The organism is Psychrobacter sp. UBA3483 (assembly GCF_002377905.1).
Lineage (GTDB): Bacteria > Pseudomonadota > Gammaproteobacteria > Pseudomonadales > Moraxellaceae > Psychrobacter.
The window spans coordinates 37,686-55,926 of sequence record NZ_DFQS01000021.1 but is presented as its reverse complement, the minus strand read 5'-3'; the positions used below and the strand labels follow the sequence as shown (position 1 = coordinate 55,926).

11 protein-coding genes and 1 tRNA gene are annotated in these 18,241 nt (G+C 44.6%); 10 read left to right on the top strand and 2 right to left on the bottom strand.

Annotated elements, in window-relative coordinates; all coding sequences use genetic code 11:
* Positions 1-4 precede the first annotated feature (4 nt).
* Positions 5-80: transfer RNA gene (locus tag B2866_RS04130), tRNA-Val, on the bottom strand.
* Between the two features lie 276 nt (positions 81-356).
* Here B2866_RS04130 and B2866_RS04125 point away from each other — a divergent pair.
* From B2866_RS04125 to B2866_RS04095, 7 genes are all read left to right on the top strand, one after another.
* A complete protein-coding gene (locus tag B2866_RS04125; protein WP_296190946.1) occupies positions 357-2,009 on the top strand; it encodes a cardiolipin synthase in 1,653 nt (550 codons plus the stop codon).
* Between the two features lie 148 nt (positions 2,010-2,157).
* Positions 2,158-3,633 carry a tetratricopeptide repeat protein gene (locus tag B2866_RS04120; protein WP_296190944.1) on the top strand — a complete coding sequence of 492 codons (1,476 nt, stop codon included), beginning with the start codon at positions 2,158-2,160 and terminating at the stop codon, positions 3,631-3,633.
* A gap of 173 nt (positions 3,634-3,806) precedes the next feature.
* Positions 3,807-5,411: a 3-deoxy-D-manno-octulosonic acid transferase gene (locus B2866_RS04115; protein WP_296190943.1), complete on the top strand. Its 1,605-nt coding sequence runs from the start codon at positions 3,807-3,809 to the stop codon at positions 5,409-5,411.
* A gap of 20 nt (positions 5,412-5,431) precedes the next feature.
* On the top strand, positions 5,432-6,190 hold the full coding sequence (locus B2866_RS04110) for a 16S rRNA (uracil(1498)-N(3))-methyltransferase (protein WP_296190939.1): 759 nt from the start codon (positions 5,432-5,434) through the stop codon (positions 6,188-6,190).
* Between the two features lie 237 nt (positions 6,191-6,427).
* Positions 6,428-7,567 (top strand): Fe(3+) ABC transporter substrate-binding protein, encoded by a 1,140-nt coding sequence (locus tag B2866_RS04105; protein ID WP_296190938.1) that lies wholly within the window; start codon positions 6,428-6,430, stop codon positions 7,565-7,567.
* Positions 7,568-7,664: 97 nt separating this feature from the next.
* Positions 7,665-9,347 carry an ABC transporter permease gene (locus B2866_RS04100; protein WP_296190936.1) on the top strand — a complete coding sequence of 561 codons (1,683 nt, stop codon included), beginning with the start codon at positions 7,665-7,667 and terminating at the stop codon, positions 9,345-9,347.
* A gap of 96 nt (positions 9,348-9,443) precedes the next feature.
* Positions 9,444-10,889, top strand: coding sequence for an ABC transporter ATP-binding protein (locus B2866_RS04095; RefSeq protein WP_296190934.1), 1,446 nt, complete (start codon positions 9,444-9,446; stop codon positions 10,887-10,889).
* A 46-nt stretch (positions 10,890-10,935) separates the two neighbouring features.
* Here the strand turns inward: B2866_RS04095 and B2866_RS04090 are convergent, their stop codons facing one another.
* A complete protein-coding gene (locus tag B2866_RS04090) occupies positions 10,936-11,832 on the bottom strand; it encodes a methyltransferase domain-containing protein (protein ID WP_296190932.1) in 897 nt (298 codons plus the stop codon).
* Positions 11,833-12,026: 194 nt separating this feature from the next.
* Between B2866_RS04090 and B2866_RS04085 the strand changes: the two genes are divergently transcribed.
* The 3 genes from B2866_RS04085 (at position 12,027) to rarD (ending at position 18,209) form a co-directional block, all read left to right on the top strand.
* The gene (locus B2866_RS04085) at positions 12,027-13,661 is read left to right on the top strand and encodes an alpha/beta hydrolase family protein (RefSeq protein WP_296190930.1); all 1,635 of its coding nucleotides are present in this window, start codon (positions 12,027-12,029) and stop codon (positions 13,659-13,661) included.
* Positions 13,662-14,087: 426 nt separating this feature from the next.
* The gene (gene gyrA, locus B2866_RS04080) at positions 14,088-16,943 is read left to right on the top strand and encodes a DNA gyrase subunit A (protein WP_296190928.1); all 2,856 of its coding nucleotides are present in this window, start codon (positions 14,088-14,090) and stop codon (positions 16,941-16,943) included.
* Between the two features lie 195 nt (positions 16,944-17,138).
* Positions 17,139-18,209 (top strand): EamA family transporter RarD, encoded by a 1,071-nt coding sequence (rarD, locus tag B2866_RS04075; RefSeq protein ID WP_296190926.1) that lies wholly within the window; start codon positions 17,139-17,141, stop codon positions 18,207-18,209.
* The last annotated feature ends 32 nt before the right edge of the window (positions 18,210-18,241 follow it).

Sequence of the window (18,241 nt, the reverse complement as noted above, 5' to 3'; positions counted from 1 at the left end):
TGAGTGGTGGGTGATGACGGATTCGAACCGCCGACATTCTGCGTGTAAGGCAGACGCTCTACCAACTGAGCTAATCACCCTTGCTGTGGGTGTGTATTATATACATTTACACATGGCTGTCAAATACTATTTCAAGTATTTTTAAAATTATGGCCAATAAACTGTATTAGCCGTCACATTAAGCCATAAGTAGAATGATGATAGACTATATAATCGCTATATAGTTGGCTATTGTGTGCTTGCTAAAAGCCACTATACTGATAATGCTTTTTACGTTTAATGAATAAAGCGCCCACTTAATACGGCAGCGGGCTAATAACTCATAAATAAATGAATGATTTGAGTGATATAGGGTCATGGAGGCGAGCATAGATAATTTTAATATAAAAGCCCTTTCTATTGAAGATTACTTTACTACCTGGTCGGTAGGAGATTTTGCTGGATTGGGTCTGATATTGCACGTGATTCTTATGATAGTCATGACGCTGCGTATCGTCTCGGTGCAGCGCAATATTGGGGTATCGATTGCTTGGGTTGCTGTGCTTTATACGTTACCCGTGGTTGGTTTTATCGCTTATATCTTATTGGGTGAGCCGATGATCGGACGACGTTATCGTGAGCGCATGAATCAGGCGCGGTTACTAATGAATGATATGGCCAAGCGTGAGCAAATGGTGTTTGATGAAGGACAAGAGCTGCTACCTGATAACTATCGCGGTGTCAGTAAAATCGGTACACGCTGGACAGGGTTTGGGGTGTTTCCTGATCATCAAATGCAATTATTGACCACGCCGAATGCTATCTTTGGGCGCTTGATTGAAGATATTAATGCCGCTCAGCGTATTATCCTGATGGAGTTCTATATTATTTATCCAAAAGGTCAGATACTCGACGTCATGGACGCGTTGATGGCAGCGGTGCAGCGCGGCGTCGAGTGTCATATTTTGGCGGATAGTGTGGGCAGCTTTAGCTTTTTTAATAGCAAACAGCATCGCATGTTAGAAGAGGCTGGGGTTTTTGTACACCAGTCGCTGCCGGTTGGTTTGCTTAAGACGCTATTTAAACGCTCAGATTTACGTAATCATCGCAAGATTATCGTCATTGACGAACATATAGGCTATATCGGTAGCTTTAACTTGGTTGACCCGAAGTTTTTTAAACAGAACAAAAATGTGGGTCAATGGATTGATGTAGCGATACGCAGCATCAGCCAACAACCGATGAATATTGCCACAGCGATGGCAAAAGTAGTGGTCACCGATATCGGGGCGGAAAATAAAGACAACCTAGACGCACTCAATCACCGCGTAAATACCTATACCCGTAAGCTCTATGTCATGCACCCAACCATCAATGATATCAACAGCCGCGTCAAAGTTTTAGACGAGCTTGTTGATTCTGATGAGCCGCCCGAGATTGGCTCGACATCGATTGTGATACCGCGTATGCCAGTTGTTGAGGATGTGCTGGCGCAGCTGATACCTTCGGCGCCGCAAGTGACGGCGCATGTGATTTATAATACGTTGGTGACGGTGATTCATCGCGCCAATAAACGTATTCGTATTACCACGCCGTATTTTGTCCCCGATGAAGCGTTATCGGGCGCGCTGACCACCGCGGCCAAACGTGGGGTCGAGGTGACTATTATTGTGCCCGAAAAGGTAGATTCATTTTTGGTGCAACATGCCTCACAAGCGTACTATCAAGAGCTACTCGAAGCCGGGGTAACCATTGCTTTATTCAAAGGCGGACTGCTGCATGCTAAAACCGTGGTCATTGACGATGATTACTGCCTGTTTGGCACAGTGAATATCGATATGCGCAGTTTTTATTTAAATATGGAGGTCAGCTTAGCGATTTATACCCCAGAAATGGTCGCTCAGGTTGCTGATTGCCAACAGGTTTACTTGCAGAGTTGTCGTTTTTTAAGTTTAGAAGAATGGCAAGAGCGCCATGGGGCAGAGCGCTTATTTGATAATGTGGTACGCTTATTCAGTCCTTTATTGTAGCGCTTTTGATTTTAGGTTAAGGTAAACTACTTATTTTTATTACCATTGCATTTTTATTATTATTTGAAACTTAGATTAACACACCAAGTGCAACGCTAATTAACGTTGGTTTTCGAAAAGCTCGATTTTTAAAGGATAGGCTCGCCTTATGTCTGCATCGCCCTTAACGCCCCTTGATTATATCGCAGCAGGCTATTGGCAAGATTTCTTAGCTGGCCGTCCTGTCGCTGGGGGCATGGCTTATGAAGCTGAATTGTATCACTGCACACTCGATGAATCGCTGGCAAGTTTACAGCGTATAGACACCTTGTTGTCGCAGATACGCCGCGACATGGTTAAGTCGGACACGTGGGATGAGGCGGCGCTATTAATAGATGAGCGCTATCGTAATTTTATGGTGTTTTTGGCGTTTTATGCCGGGCGCGTATTGGCACAGCAATGGCAAAATACGCCACATTGGTTCGGTGAGTTTGAGCTACGTAAGCGCTATCCTACCTTGCCGCTGCTGACCGATGACTTTTATCAGCATATGGCCGTGGTCTATCGCGATGATAGTGAGGTTAATAATCAGTCTAACGCGACGGCTTCACTATTTTTTGCCTTAGAGCCAATAGGGCTGCGGCTGTTTGGTCACATTGATAGAGCGTTTCAAGCGGTGCAAGGCGGTCAGGTGGCAAGTGGACTATACCAAGCAGTGAGTGCAAGACTGCCAAACGCTATTGGTAGTAGCCATACATTACCCTTAGATAACGCACAATCTGCTGATAAAAACGTGACTCAAGTAAGTGTGACGCAGCATAACAGACAAGACATTTATACAAATCGTGTTAATAGTAATGCTGATAACGAGCTGCAAACAACACCTGAAATCGCTCAAACAGAGGCAGTATCAACAAAGCCTAATTTATCGAACGCTTCATTAGAAAGCACTACTACACCAACTACAGCAGCAGAATCTGTACAAGTAAATTTAAAACAGACAGAGCTAAAGCCAGCAATCAAACCAGTGATAAAGCATGCGCCAACCCCAGAATTTTTTACCCATTTACTGAAAGAGCTTGACGAAATAGACGTTGCACAAAGCGCTGGCAAGATAAAATACGAGCAAGCCCGTAAAGTCTTGGATCAATTTGAGCAGCACATTGCTAAGCAAGAGAAACCGCGCGCGCAAGTTGCCTTTTCACAGCAGCATTTGACAGCAAAGCAGCAAGCTCTGTTAAAACTGCAAGACGCGGCCCATGCAGGTAATAGCGCGGCGATGCTACGTTTGGCGATGTATGAGCTACTTGGCGAAGGAATAAGTACGGATAAAGTGACTGGCATGGAAGCGGGCGCTGAATGGGTGAAGCAAGCAGCGAGCAAAAACGACAGCCGTGCCCAGCGATTATTAAGTAAGCTCTACTATCAAGGCTTTGGCGTACCGCAAGATATGACCAATGGCAAATATTGGCTTGAGCAAGCGGCCGAAAACGGTCATGCAGAAGCGGCCAGTTTGGTCAGTCAATGGCAGCAAGCGCAGGCGTTGATTAGTACACAAAAGCAAGAGCAGCATAGCCTTAAACGTTATCAGCTATTGTTTGCGGTAATTATTGTCGTCGCTATATTAATTTTCATTATTGTCTAGCTGTCTATGTCAAATTCTGGCTTTTAAATCTTTGTTTCTGATAGCGAGTGCTTTAAAAGTATTGTTTAGCATTAAATTCAGGTAGAATTGGCGCGTTTTTTATTGGCATTTCTTATTGTCATTTTATAACGTCACCTCCTATCGTCCGATCCATTACTAATCTGGGCTTCTTCATGCCATCTTCTGACAGCTCCTTACCCTCTTCTGATAAGTCGACTCAGCCAAGCCGAGCCGTTTATAAGCCACCTGTTTATTATCAGGTGACGATTGGTTTGCTAAAACCGCTCTATCGTCTGCAAGTATGGCGTCGCTCGCATAAGCGTGATAATTATCAGCAAGAAGTGCAGCAGCGTTTTGGTAAGCGCTATCCTGCGCCGCCCGTGCCTCATGCAAATATTAAATCTAATGTGACTGCCATCGAAAATGGCAATCATAAAGAGTGCAATGGTAAAAAGGTCATCTGGTGCCATGCGGTGTCTTTGGGCGAGACCAATACCGTCGCGCCCTTGCTGGATGCGCTATTAGCAAAAGGCTATCAGATATGGTTGACCAATACCACGCAGACAGGATATGCGCGCGGTGCCAGTCGTTTCGCCGATGATATTTCTCAAGGTCGTCTGAGTCATAGTTATGTTCCTGTTGACAGCCCTGCGGTGATTGAGACATTTTTGGCACATGTACAACCCGTCGCCGCCCTGTTTGTAGAAACCGAGCTTTGGGCGAATACCTTGACCAAACTGTCAGAGCATCATATTCCAAGTGTTTTGGTCAATGGACGGCTGTCGGCGTCTTCTTTTAAAAGCTATCAAAAAATTGGCGCGGTCAGTGCCAGTATGATGAAAAACCTAAGTTTGATTATTGCGCAAGATAACGAATCGGCAAAACGTTTTCGGCAATTGGGCGCTCATAGCGCGCAAATCCGCGTGGCAGGCTCGCTGAAATGGGTCATTAATACCCCGAAGCTGAATGATGATAGTGGTGCCAAAAAAGCTGAAATAGTAAACGATGGCGCAGACTTGGACTTGGACCTGGACTTAGATTTAGGCGTCACAGGTCGCCCGATTTGGGTGGCAGCAAGCACCCATAGTGGCGAGGAAGAGACGGTATTGTCATGGCAGCAGCAAATCCTATCTAACCCTTTGTTAGCCAATACCTTACTGATTATCGTGCCGAGGCATCCAGAGCGTTTTGATGACGTAGCAGAACTGATTGAAAAGTCAGGATTAACGATGGCTCGGCGTAGTGCTGAGGATGCCATCAGTGCAGATACTCAAGTCTATCTGGCTGATAGTATGGGTGAGTTGATGCGCTGGTATGCGCTTGCGGATGTGGCATTGGTAGGCGGCTCATTGGTCGATATTGGCGGACATAACCCCGTTGAGCCGGCAAGTGTGGCAACGCCGGTATTGATGGGCAGTTATACCCAATCTTGCCAAAGCGTGGTTGATAAGCTTGCTAGCGTTGGGGCGTTATATCAGCCAAACAATGCGTTTTATAGCGCGATTAGTGCTAATAATCAAGCATCTCAGCCGCTATTACAGCCGCATCGCTCTGAGAGCAAACAATCTTCTTCAGAAGATGATTACAATCTTCTTTATCAGCAGCTAAAGTATTGGCTGAGCCATTTAACCTTAGCAAAACAGGCAGGGCGAGCAGGTGCATCAATGACCGAGCAACAGCAAGCGGTCTTGCATCGGCAGCTATCGATGATTGAAGGTATTATTGAACAATACGCTAAATCATCTTTTGAGAAAGACCTGAGCCAAGACGTGAATTAACAGCGGATATAAGTGACGCTATGAACTGTATATTATTGCCAGCGACCAACTTTCAACATGATAATGCGTCCGCCTATATCAATGATTTGGCGCAAATTGCTCATGTGAATAAAGTATTAACTGCCAAGGTAGGCGATAGGTTGAAAATTGGTCAGCTTGGTGGTCAGCTTGGCAGCGCTATCATTAAAGCCATTACCTCCGATAGTATTCAACTAAGTGATATACAGCTAACCATAAATCCGCCAGCGAAGCTTAATCTTACAGTGGTGTTGGCATTGCCAAGGCCAAAAGTATTGCGCCGTTTAATCATGGATATGACGGCGCTTGGCGTCAACGATATCATCCTTATCAACAGCTACCGCACGCAAAAAAGCTATTGGCAAAGTCCAATGCTAGCTCGCCTTGACGAATTTGTATTAGAAGGGCTGCAACAAGGCGTGGACACAATTGCGCCGCGCATTAGCCTACAAAAACGCTTTAAACCCTTTGTCGAAGATGAGCTTGCAAGCTTAATGACCAATCGCGCTATCGTTGCTCATCCTTATAGTGCGCTGTCTTTTGCCCAATATATGCAAAAGCTAGAAAATACTGAACCCCTTCATAACTCAGCACTGCCAAGTATGGTTTTTATCGGCGCAGAAGGCGGCTGGATTGATTATGAGATTGATTTACTTGCCAAGCAAGGTTGTATGGCGGTCAATATAGGGCCACGCATCTTACGCACCGAAGCGGCGGTCAACGTCATTTTAGGACAGTGGTTGCTAAATGGTCAGGATTAAGTAGAAAGTCAGAATTAAGCATCAGACAGATGCATAAGATATTTCTATCATTTTAAAAATTAAGGACATATTACTGGTATAGCAGGCTCAGATAAATGTATTGATAATTAATCTCATTTCTATTAGTATAATGTGTCTTAGACATTAAGGTCTTATCAATCCCGCTATTCAATCATTTATGAATGATTTTAATGTCGTCTTATCTCACTTATCCGTAGCACCATTATGGGGAATGCCATGTCATTAACTGCTATCAGTGCAAATCTATCTTCTAGTAAGCTTACTTTACCCGTTGCTGTATTTGGCATGATGTTGGGTCTTGCGGGCTGTAGTAACTCATCGACGCCAGAAGAAAACGTAGATGCTGACACTACAACCACTGCTGAACAATCTGGCACTGAGCAAGAAGTGGCGAAAAATGATGACGCAACGGCCGCTGGTGGGCAAACGGTTACGATTTACTCATCACGTAATGAGCAGTTGATTAAACCGTTATTGGATAAATATACCGAAAAAACAGGCGTTAAAATTGAGCTGGTCACCGATAAAACCGGCCCATTGATGGCGCGTCTGCAAGCGGAAGGTAAAAATACGCCTGCGGATATGTTATTAACCGTTGACGCGGGTAACTTATGGCAAGCAGCAGAGCAAGGCTTATTGCAGCCTGTGTCTTCTACCATCTTAGAAACCAATGTTCCTGCTAAATACCGTGACCCAAAAGGTCAGTGGACAGGTCTGTCTTTGCGCGCGCGTACAATTTTTTATGATCCAAGCAAAGTTAGTGCTGACCAACTATCTACTTATGCAGATTTGGCCGATCCAAAATGGAAAGGCAAACTTTGTCTGCGTTCATCAAAAGCTGTTTATAACCAATCATTGGTTGCAAGCATGATGGAAAATCTGGGCGAAGAAAAAACAGAAGAAATTATTCGTGGTTGGGTAGCTAACTTAGCAACGGACGTCTTTAGTGATGATACCAGTATGTTAGAGGCAATTGCCGCTGGTCAGTGTGAAGTGGGTATTGCTAACAGCTATTACTATGGTCGCCTGCTTGATGAAAAACCAAATTTCCCTGTAAAAATATTTTGGGCGAACCAAGGTACGACTGGTACTCATGTCAACATCTCTGGCGCTGGGGTTATCGCTAACTCAGATAATCCAGATGGCGCGCTTAAATTGATGGAGTGGTTATCTTCTGATGAGGCGCAAGGTCTTTATGCCAGTTCTGATAAAGAGTATCCTGTAAAAGTAGGTATCGATGAGTCAGAGCTACTCAGATCTTGGGGTCCGTTCAAACAAGACAGTATCAGCGTGCAGAAGTTTGGTGAGCTACAAACCCAAGCCATTCAAATGATGGATAAAGCGGGTTATAAATAACAGACTGTCAGTCGCTAAGCGGTTGGTTTTTAGCGATTAGATGTTTAGTCATCTAGCATCTAATCGCGTCATTATGCGTATGACACGGTAACAACTTATGATAACAATGCCAGAAGCGTCTGCTAAACAAGACAATACTGTCAATAAAGCTAATAACGACAATAATAGCCCGTCTATCAGTCAAGACCATGTCGTCCGCAAACGTATTATCTCGAAATCAGTCTTAGGACTGATTTCGTTGTTTATGCTCGTACCGATTTTAATCGTACTATTATCATGGACGCAGCCGGTCGCTGATATTTGGACGCACATGCGTCAATATGTATTGCCGCAAGTGTTAAAAAACACCGTCATTTTATTGCTGATGGTGACACTGATTTCTGGCATTATCGGAACAGCACTTGCGTGGGTGACCAGTATGTACCGCTTCCCGGGACAGCGGTTTTTTGCCTGGGCGCTGATGCTGCCATTAGCGATGCCCGCTTATGTTTTAGCATTCGTCACTGTCGGTATCGTTGACTTTAGTGGACCACTGCAAACGGCGTTAAGGGAGTTTGGTTTTACCACCGCTATTCCCTCGGTACGTAATGTGTGGGGCGCAGGTTTGGTATTGTCGTTGGCATTTTATCCTTATGTCTATTTGCTGGCACGCCAAGCGTTTTTATCGCAAGGCAGGCGCGCGATTGAAGCGGGGCAAATGCTTGGCTTAAGTCGTAGTAAGGTGTTTTTTCGGCTGGCATTACCACAAGCATTGCCGTGGATTATTGGTGGTTTGCTGCTTGCTAGCATGGAGACGCTGGCAGATTTTGGCGCAGTATCGGTCTTTAATGTCGATACTTTTACCACGGCAATTTATAAAGCATGGTTTGGATTTTTTAGCCTAACCACTGCCGCGCAGTTGGCCGCGTTATTAATCGGCGTGGTTTTTATCGTCGTCTTGTTTGAGCAATATTGGCAAGCCAAGCGCGGTAATACGGTGTCGCAGGGTAGTAGTCAGCGCTTTGAAGCCAGTAAACCTGCGCAGTGGGGCATGGCGCTACTTTGTATGCTGGTGTTTTTGATAGCGTTTTTGATTCCATTTTTGCAGCTGCTTTATTGGACCGCTTTAAATTTCCAGCAAGACTTTGATGCGCGTTATATTGATTTTGTCACCAATAGCCTTATGATTGCCAGTATGACTACCATATTTATCGCATTTTTGGCGGTTATTATTGCGTGGGTCAAGCGTCAATATCCGGATAAATCGACCAAACTCATGACTACCTTAGCCAACTTGGGTTATGTGGTGCCGGGTACGGTATTGGCGGTTGGGATATTTATTCCGATTGCATGGCTTGATAACCAGCTCATTGCTTTTGGTATTACTTCAACACAGTTTTTATCCGGTAGTGTGATTGTGATGCTGCTGGCCTTGTCGACGCGTTTTATGACGGTAAGCTTTCAGCCGGTCGACCGTCAGTTACAGCGCTTGACCGTCAATCAAGAAGCGGCAGCGAAATTACTCAGTGATAGCCCGTATCAGCGTTGGCGGCAAGTAATGCTGCCTGTACTTAGCCCCGGGGTATTGACTGGATTATTAATGGGCTTTGTCGAAGTCATGAAAGAGATGCCGATTACCTTGATGACGCGGCGACAAGGCTGGGATACGCTGGCAGTACGGGTGTTTGAGATGACCAGCGAAGGCATGTGGGGACGCGCCGCCTTGCCCAGTTTGTTGATTGTGCTGGTTGGTCTTATCCCTGTTTGGATATTGCTGCGTCAAAGCGATAAGCAAAGTTAAGCGCGTCTCTCATTAAAGAACAACATTAATAAAGAGCCATATTAAAAACCGCGTCAATGAAAGGTTTTATTCACTAATAGCTTACTGGTACCGTCTATGTATACTGACTTGATGAACGATTCAACCAATCCAGCAGCGCCTAAATCCGTGAAGATAAGCGGAAAGCCAAGACCAGAGCATGTGAAAAAACCACCGACAACGCTATTAACCAAAGCTCAGGTAGCAAAGCTGCAAGTGGATAAAAGCTTACCTCAAGGCGCATCAACACAAGATGCTTTAAATCAAAGCACTTTAAGTCAAAGCGTTATAAATCAGACTGTCTTAAATCAAAAAGCAGCAGAACAAAGCCATTTGCAAGATAATGATACGATTAACGCCTTTAGTAACAACAGGAGCGCTTATTTTAGCGTACAAGAGTTAATCGTTGGCTATGACGATACGATTATTGTTAATGGCTTATCGCTAGATTTAAAGCAAGGTGAAATTGGCTGTTTTTTAGGTTATAGCGGTTGCGGTAAAACCACGGCGTTAAGGGCAATTGCTGGGTTGGAGCAGAGTCGTGGCGGTAAAATTTTCTTAAACAATCAGCGTCTCACCGAGCAGACAACGCGCACCAAATTTGCGGTCGCGCCAGCAAAGCGCGGTATGGGCATGGTCTTTCAAGATTATGCGTTATTTGGCCATTTAAGCGTGGCAAAAAATATCGCTTTCGGTCTTAATAAATGGTCAGCGGCCGATAAAAAAGCGCGTATTAAAGAAATGCTAGCACTTGTCGAATTGACGGAACATGCCGATAAACGTCCTAGTGAGCTATCGGGTGGTCAGCAGCAGCGGGTGGCATTAGCCCGCGCATTGGCACCAAAGCCTAAACTCTTGCTACTTGATGAACCGTTTTCTAACTTAGATGTAGTGCTACGTGAGTCACTGGCGATGAATGTTCGTGATATCCTTAAACGTACCAATACCACCGCTATTTTGGTCACCCATGATCAAAACGAAGCCTTTGCTTTAGCGGATAAAGTCGGGGTTATGGATAAAGGTAAATTGGTCCAGTGGGCGACGCCAAGTGAGCTATATCATGAGCCAGTCAGCCCGTTTGTCGCTGAGTTTGTCGGCGAGGGGGCAATGATAGACGGCATCATCAAAGAAGGTCATGTCGAAACCGCGCTTGGTGATATTTACCGGCGCATGGAAGTCTATGATGAATCAGGGCAGCCGCTGTATTGCGAGTACGACTATCCAAACGGCACACCGATTAAAGTATTGGTACGTCCTGATGATATCGTCCATGACGATGAAAGTGCGCAAACGGCCTTGGTCGTCGGACGTGTATTCCGCGGGGCAAACTATCTATATCGCTTGCAACTGTCTGACGGTCAAACCGTACTGTCGTTAGTTGCCAGTCATCATAACCATGAGATTGGCTCGCAAATTGGTATCTTGCCTATCTTAGAGCATGTGGTGGTGTTTGATGAAAAAGACATCAATGCCACCACTTGGTCAGAGTACGATAGATCCGAGCGCGTGGAAGAAATCAGATAGTTAGCAGTTTTAAGCTTGGCAATACTTTTTAAGTTTAACGAAGACGTTAAGCTTGGCGCGTTGCTAATATATGCAGATAACGTCCCAGCCATTTATACGGATCGAGTTGTGAGTAGCGTAGCTCCATGCGTATGACTGCATCAGGGTCATTATGACCGCCACGTTTGAGCGGCGCATAATCATGAAATACCCGCAAGCCACTGGCAAGTATGGTTTGATACTCATGCGCCTTTAGCCACGATTCTACTTCTTCTTTAGCGACCGGATGATTGGGAGTGAGGCTTTTTTTATTGTCCGCTTTATACTCGGTGTTATCTAATAAGTTGAAATTACCCATAATAAGATTGCGATAATCAAAACTCGCCGGATTATAAAAGCACAGCGATAGCGCGCCATGTTCAGTTAAGTGCTTATCGAAAAAATCCATCACCGCGACCGGTTCTGCCAACCATTCAAGCAGCGCATGACACATAATTAAATCAAATTTTTCATGCTTTTCTGTACCTAATTTTTCTGGCAGCTCCTGATACGGACAAACATACCATTTAATATCCAAATCCTTTTCGACGCATTCAGCGTTTGCTTGCGCTTTCCCCAGCATATTGGCTGAAATATCATTGATCACCAACGTATGACCTTGGATAGCAAGCTCAATAGCGATTTGCGCCAGCCCTGCGCCTACATCTAGAATACGTAACGGTCGCCCAAGCATTTGGCTCATCTGCGTGCAATAGATAAAAATATCACGGCGCAATACGGCCAAACGAATATCACCCTTTAAGCCGCCGTAAACCTTTTTTTCAAAGTGGTCGGCAATGGCATCAAAGCTGCGGTCTGTGCGCGTATCAGGTTGGTCAATGGGCGCTGTGACGGCTTGTTTGCTTGTCTTGTTAGTTGCTTGCTTAATGGATGGACTGCTCGCTTGGCTCTCTTTTTGTTTCATTACGTACTCTATTTTATCTAAGGTATTTGAAATGGTTTTTCGTAATTTTTTTATTGGATTTTAATAGGGTTTTAGCGTATAAATAGTAGGATTGCAGCCATAATTTTTATTAAATTATTTCAATAAAACTGCATTTATCCCTTGCCAAGGAGTTTAGGCAATTTTTTGCATTATTACTGCTAAGGATAGCAATCATGGTCTTATCCAATACCTCTATTATAAACAAACCCATCATGACGCGCGGTATATTATCGCTAGCGATTGCCAGTAGCTTATTACTTGTTGGTTGTAACGATGACGATAATGAAAGAATTGTTTCTGATACTACAACTGTCAAAACTATCAGCTCATTCACTGCCACTCAAATAAATACTCAGTTTGGCCTCAATACTACTGCCACCCCAACCGCTAAATGTGATATTAAAATTGAGAAAGTAAGCTATCGGACAGTAGACGCAGCAGGCGAGCGTACTAATGCGACCGCTGCGCTGATGCTGCCAAGTGGAGACAGCGCCGACTGTCAAGGCGATCGTCCAGTATTATTATACGCGCATGGTACGACAACGGATAAAGGCTATGATTTTGCGCAAGTAGGCAATGTCAAAAACCCTGCGGTAGGAGAGGCAAACTTAATTGCCGCGAACTTTGCCGCTCAAGGTTATATCGTCGTTGTACCTAACTATGCAGGTTACGATGAGTCGAAGCTTGACTACCATCCTTATTTGGTAGCCCAGCAGCAGTCAACCGACATGGTTGATGCGCTAGACAGCGCGCGTAACATTATCGAACGCAAAAAACGCACCAATGATGCCAATTACAGCAAAGTTGATGACTCAGGTAAGCTGTTTATCGCCGGTTACTCGCAAGGTGGTTATGTCACTATGGCAACCGCAAGATTATTAGAAGCGCAAAAGAAACCAGTGACGGCGATTGCACCATCATCGGGCCCTTATGCGTTGGCAGCTTTTGGTGATGAAATCTTTAGAGGTAATGTCAATATTGGTGCATCGCGCTTTGCCCCACTGCTCGGTATTGGTTTGCAGGCAAAATACGGCAATATCTACAATAAAAAATCAGATATTTTCTTAGATAAATATGCCGACGCGCAGTTGCCTAGTAATACCGCGTTTGGTGAGTTGGTCAAAGCGGGTAAACTGCCCAATAATGCTTTATTCCAAAAGAATCCTAGTGACCCAAGGCTGGCGGGTCTATCACCAGGTAAGCTGTTTTCTATCTTGGGTGGCTACGATGATACCGATTATTTGATTAAAACGGATTTCCGCGCGGCTTATGTGGCAGATACGCAAAAAAATCCTGATGGTCTATGGGCTGATAATGGTGACGGACGGACAGCAGCAAATCCTGAGAACAATCTGCGTAAAGCATTAAAAGATAATGATTTACGGGGTTACGTGCCTACGATGCCGACGTTTATTTGTGGCGGCAACCAAGACCCAACGGTTTATTTCGATACCAATACCGGCTCGATGGTAAAACTCATACAGGCAGAAGTGGCTAAAAACCCTGCTAAGAAACTTAATATTACGGTTTTGGATGTGGATAAAGACAACGAAGCAGATCGCCCAGATTATCAAACGTTGACTATCATTGGGCAAGCATCAATGAACCCTTGGAAAGTCAACGATGTAGTCAAAAAAGTACAAACCAACTTTGGTAACAGCGTGAAAAAAGTCAAAGACGATGCAGACCCCAACGGAGGCGTCGCGGCGCTACTGGCATTCTATACCAATTATCATGGTGGCCTAGTCAGTCCGGCTTGTACTCAGGCTACGCGTGAGTTCTTTAATCAGGAATTCAAACCTGTTTAAACTGCTTTATCGTTAAAGATATAAACAGTTTTAATATTACTGGCGAAAAAACTGTGTCCTTTGGATACAGTTTTTTTTATGAAATAGCCTTTAAAAACGGCAAAGACAATGCTCAATTATTAAAGTCGTTTTTATCCTTATTACTAGAGATAAAAACGAGCGCTAATCAGCTGTTTTGCTTGATTTTAATAGCATCTACAATCCCCTAAATCGACAAAAATGTGTTAAAATAGCTTCTTTAATTAAACGTTATTTTTAACAAAAACCGTATCGCCATTTTCCTATTATTTAGCCTGTTTGATAACGCTTTTTATAGTCTATGTATCATGGATATTGACGCTTTTCAGCGCCTTTATTTTTGTGTGATTACCCAGTCTTTTCAATCGAGCTAAATACTAGAAAAAGAATGTAAATAAAGGAGTGTATATGAGCGACTCGATCAGTCCTATTGCCATCGTGGATGAATTAAAGCAGTCCTATCTGGATTATGCGATGAGCGTGATCGTCTCGCGCGCGCTGCCTGATGTGCGTGATGGGTTTAAGCCAGTGCATCGCCGTGTGATGTATGCGATGCATGTATTGTCTAATGATTATAACAAACCGTATAAGAAATCAGCACGTGTGGTCGGTGATGTCATCGGTAAATATCACCCGCATGGTGATAGTGCGGTCTATGATGCGATTGTACGGATGGCGCAGGACTTTAGTTTGCGTTATCCGATGGTTGACGGTCAAGGTAACTTTGGCTCGATTGATGATGATCCACCGGCGGCGATGCGTTATACTGAAGTGCGTATGACCAAGCTGACCCACCAAATGCTAGCGGATTTGGATAAAGATACGGTCGATTGGGAAGACAACTACGATGGCTCTGAGCGTATGCCAAGCGTCTTGCCTGCGCGTATTCCAAACTTATTAGTCAACGGTGCAACCGGTATTGCAGTTGGTATGGCGACCAATATGGCACCGCACAACCTGACAGAGGTGATTAATGCCTGCTTAGCATATGCGCAAAACCCGCAAATATCTGCCGAAGAGTTGATGTCGCATATTTCAGGTCCTGACTTCCCTACAGGCGGTGTTATTTATGGTCGTGCGGGTATTTTAGACGCTTATCGCACGGGTAAAGGCCGCTTGCATGTACGCGGTCGCTATATCATTGAGCCGATGAGCGACACGGGCGTCAACCGTGACCGTGAGCGCATTGTCTTTACCGAAGTGCCTTATCAGACCAATAAAGCCAAGTTGATTGAGCGTATCGCTGAGCTGGTACGTGATAAAAAAATCGAAGGCATTACTGAGATTCGTGATGAGTCTGATAAAGACGGTATGCGTATCGCCATCGATTTGCGCCGCGGTGAAACGGCAGAAGTGATTGTTAATAACTTGTTCTTGCAAACGCCGCTCGAATCTAGCTTTAGTATCAATATGGTGGCGCTCGATAACGGTCAACCAAAGCTGTTGACTTTGCGTCAGCTAATTGCCGCTTTTGTCCGCCATCGCCAAGAAGTGGTGACGCGTCGTACTATTTTTGAGCTAAATAAAGCCCGCGTCCGCGGTCACCTACTCGAGGGCTTAACCGTTGCCCTAGCCAACATTGATGAGATTATTGCGACGATTAAGGCTTCTGCAAACCGTGGCCTTGCGCGTGAAAACTTACTGAATAATACGTGGGGTTCAGGCAGCGTCGTTGCGATGCTAACGGCGGCAGGTAGCCAGTCGGTACGTCCAGACTTTATTGAAGGCGAAGATCCAAAAGCGCCGTTTGGTCTGATCGATAATCAAGAAAGCTATCGCTTATCGCTTGAGCAGGTCAATGCTATTTTAGACATGCAGCTGCATCGTCTGACGGGTCTTGAGCAAGATAAATTGACCGAAGAATATCAAGATCTGCTACGTGAAATTGCTCATTTAGAGTCTATTTTGGGTGATTTTGATAAATTAATGACCATTATCTCAAACGAGATGATTGAGATTCGTGAAAACTTCGGTGATGAACGCCGTACCGATATCATCGATTCACGCATGGACTTTAACCGTGAAGATCTGATCCCAGAGCAAACCGTTGTGATGACAGTGTCTCGTACCGGTTATGCAAAAACACAGCCGATTGACGATTATGTCGCGCAAAAACGTGGCGGTAAAGGCAAGTCAGCTACTGCGATGAAAGAAGACGATGTGATTGATCATTTAGTCGTGACCTCAACGCATGCCACTGTACTTTGCTTTACGGATACCGGTCGCGTCTTTAGCTTACGTGGTTTTGAAGTGCCGATTGCCAGCCGCGGTTCGCGTGGTCGTCCATTAGTAAATTTAATTGGTCTAAATCCTGATGAAACCGTTACAACCATCTTGCCTATTCCAAAAATAGTAGAAGAGTTATCGGTAAAAGATGAAACGTCTTTAAATGGCAATCTAATAGACAGCGATGACAGCTTATCAGAAGATAATAATTTAGAGGACAGCACGCAAGCAGAACCACCTTTCGTATTCTTTGCAACTGCCAATGGTACAGTGAAGCGTGTCGAGCTTAAGCAATTTGCCAATATTCGCTCAAATGGCTTAATTGCCGTTGGTTTAGAAGACGGTGATAAGTTGGTGAGCGCGCGTATCACGAGCGGTAGCCAAGAGGTCATGCTATTTGCTTCAAGTGGTAAAGCCATTCGTTTTGATGAAAACGATGCGCGCGTGATGGGGCGTACCGCTAAAGGTGTGCGCGGTATGCGTCTGGCAGCCGATGAATTTATCAAATCTCTGGTGGTTATCGAAGATGATGTGCGCGAAATCCTTATAGCTTGTGAAAATGGCTTTGGTAAACGTACCTTTGTCGAAGAGTTCAATACCCAAAATCGCGGTGGTGGCGGTGTCATTGCTATCAAGACCAGCGCCCGTAATGGCGCATTGGTTCGGGCGACCAAGGTTGAGCCTGAAGACGATATTATCTTAATCTCTGATAAAGGTACTTTGGTTCGTACACCGGTAGAACAAGTGGCAAGCTCGGGTCGTAATACCCAAGGCGTTACCTTGATTCGTCTGTCAAAAGATGAAAAACTGGTGGCGATGGCGCGCGTTGAGAATGAAGAGGGCGACGATGAATTGGTCGAGGCGATGAAAGAAGATGGCACTTTTGCCGTAGAGGGTCAAGAACAAATCGATATTGATGCCGAAATGGGGCATACGACGACTGACGTCAATGATGTTGTTGATATTGCCAATGATTACACGTTAGATGATGAAAGGTCGAATGATGTAGCTGATGAAAATACCGACGATGACGAATAACTACTTCAGTTGTTAGCTTTTTAGTTTAGTGAGTAATACTGCTCTAGAACAAGCCTCTGACGTCATCGTTGGAGGCTTTTTTCTGAGTGTTCTTATTCTTACAGCGTGTTTTTTAGCTTTTAACTTTCCATACTTAGTTTCTATAAACTTATGATAAATAATATCTATTAAGCTCTATTTTCTAAGGCCGTTGTTATGCTTACGACCAATCAAACTTTTCAGGGAACCTTGGCAGCAATATCATCGAGTTTTTTATTCTCGATGATGTTTTTGTTTGGGTTATTTATGCTGCCATTGTCAGGGACGCAGGTAGCATCATGGCGCATATTGATGATGCTGTTGAGTTTGCTTATATTGGTCAGTTTTACTAAGCAATGGCAACATGTCTTTGATTATCTAAAAACCTTAAAAACACCAAAGGAATGGCTGATATTTATCTTGCCAACACCGATTTTGGGTGGGCAAATTTGGCTATTTATGTGGGCACCGGTCAATGGCTTTGGCCTTGATGTCACTTTGGGTTATTTTTTATTGCCGCTAGTGATGATCATACTGGGGCGCTTTTTTTACCATGAGCATATGAGCGCGCTACAATGGCTAGCGGCACTGCTGGCCGCTTTAGGTATCGGTCATGACATCTTACAATATGGCACCATATCTTGGGTAACCTTGTTTGTATGCTTGGGTTATCCACCTTATTATCTGCTGCGGCGTAAGCTTGCTGTACCTCCGATTACCGGCTTATTGTCAGATTTGACCCTGCTGACGCCGGTGGTACTTATTATGCTATATAGCAGTGGCGGCTTTAGCGTAGCGGCACAAAACATGAAGTTTTGGTATTTATTACCGCTGCTTGGCGCGTTTAGTGCGCTTGCGATGTCACTGACTATGATTGCGAGTAGTAAATTACCCGTCTCGTTATTTGGTGCGCTAAGCTATATAGAGCCGATGCTGTTATTTGTGTTATCTATTACCGTATTAAGCCAAAGCATTGATGAAGGCGGCTCGTTATTTATGTACGGCATGATTACGCTGGCGCTATTTATCATGATTGCTGATAGTGTCATGGGTTATCTTCGCCGCCGCCGCGACAACCATTTGCATGGCTACCGCGAGCCACAAGTGGGCGGTTTTCCGCCGCGTCGCCGCTTGATAAATTACCGTATCGACGGGGTGTTAGCTGCGCATCGTTTCCGTAAGATGCGTCGTTATCAAAGGAAACTCGATAGCATACAGCGTAAAATCGAGCAGCTTGATAGCAAATAAAGCCTCACATGTATGTCAAATGAATAAACCTG

Bases quoted from the DNA above. Each gene is read 5' to 3' on its own strand.
- B2866_RS04125 (WP_296190946.1), top strand. From the start codon at position 357: ATGGAGGCGAGCATAGATAATTTTAATATAAAAGCCCTTTCTATTGAA.
- B2866_RS04120 (WP_296190944.1), top strand. From the start codon at position 2,158: ATGTCTGCATCGCCCTTAACGCCCCTTGATTATATCGCAGCAGGCTAT.
- B2866_RS04115 (WP_296190943.1), top strand. From the start codon at position 3,807: ATGCCATCTTCTGACAGCTCCTTACCCTCTTCTGATAAGTCGACTCAG.
- B2866_RS04110 (WP_296190939.1), top strand. From the start codon at position 5,432: ATGAACTGTATATTATTGCCAGCGACCAACTTTCAACATGATAATGCG.
- B2866_RS04105 (WP_296190938.1), top strand. From the start codon at position 6,428: ATGTCATTAACTGCTATCAGTGCAAATCTATCTTCTAGTAAGCTTACT.
- B2866_RS04100 (WP_296190936.1), top strand. From the start codon at position 7,665: ATGATAACAATGCCAGAAGCGTCTGCTAAACAAGACAATACTGTCAAT.
- B2866_RS04095 (WP_296190934.1), top strand. From the start codon at position 9,444: ATGTATACTGACTTGATGAACGATTCAACCAATCCAGCAGCGCCTAAA.
- B2866_RS04090 (WP_296190932.1), bottom strand. From the start codon at position 11,832: ATGAAACAAAAAGAGAGCCAAGCGAGCAGTCCATCCATTAAGCAAGCA.
- B2866_RS04085 (WP_296190930.1), top strand. From the start codon at position 12,027: ATGGTCTTATCCAATACCTCTATTATAAACAAACCCATCATGACGCGC.
- gyrA (WP_296190928.1), top strand. From the start codon at position 14,088: ATGAGCGACTCGATCAGTCCTATTGCCATCGTGGATGAATTAAAGCAG.
- rarD (WP_296190926.1), top strand. From the start codon at position 17,139: ATGCTTACGACCAATCAAACTTTTCAGGGAACCTTGGCAGCAATATCA.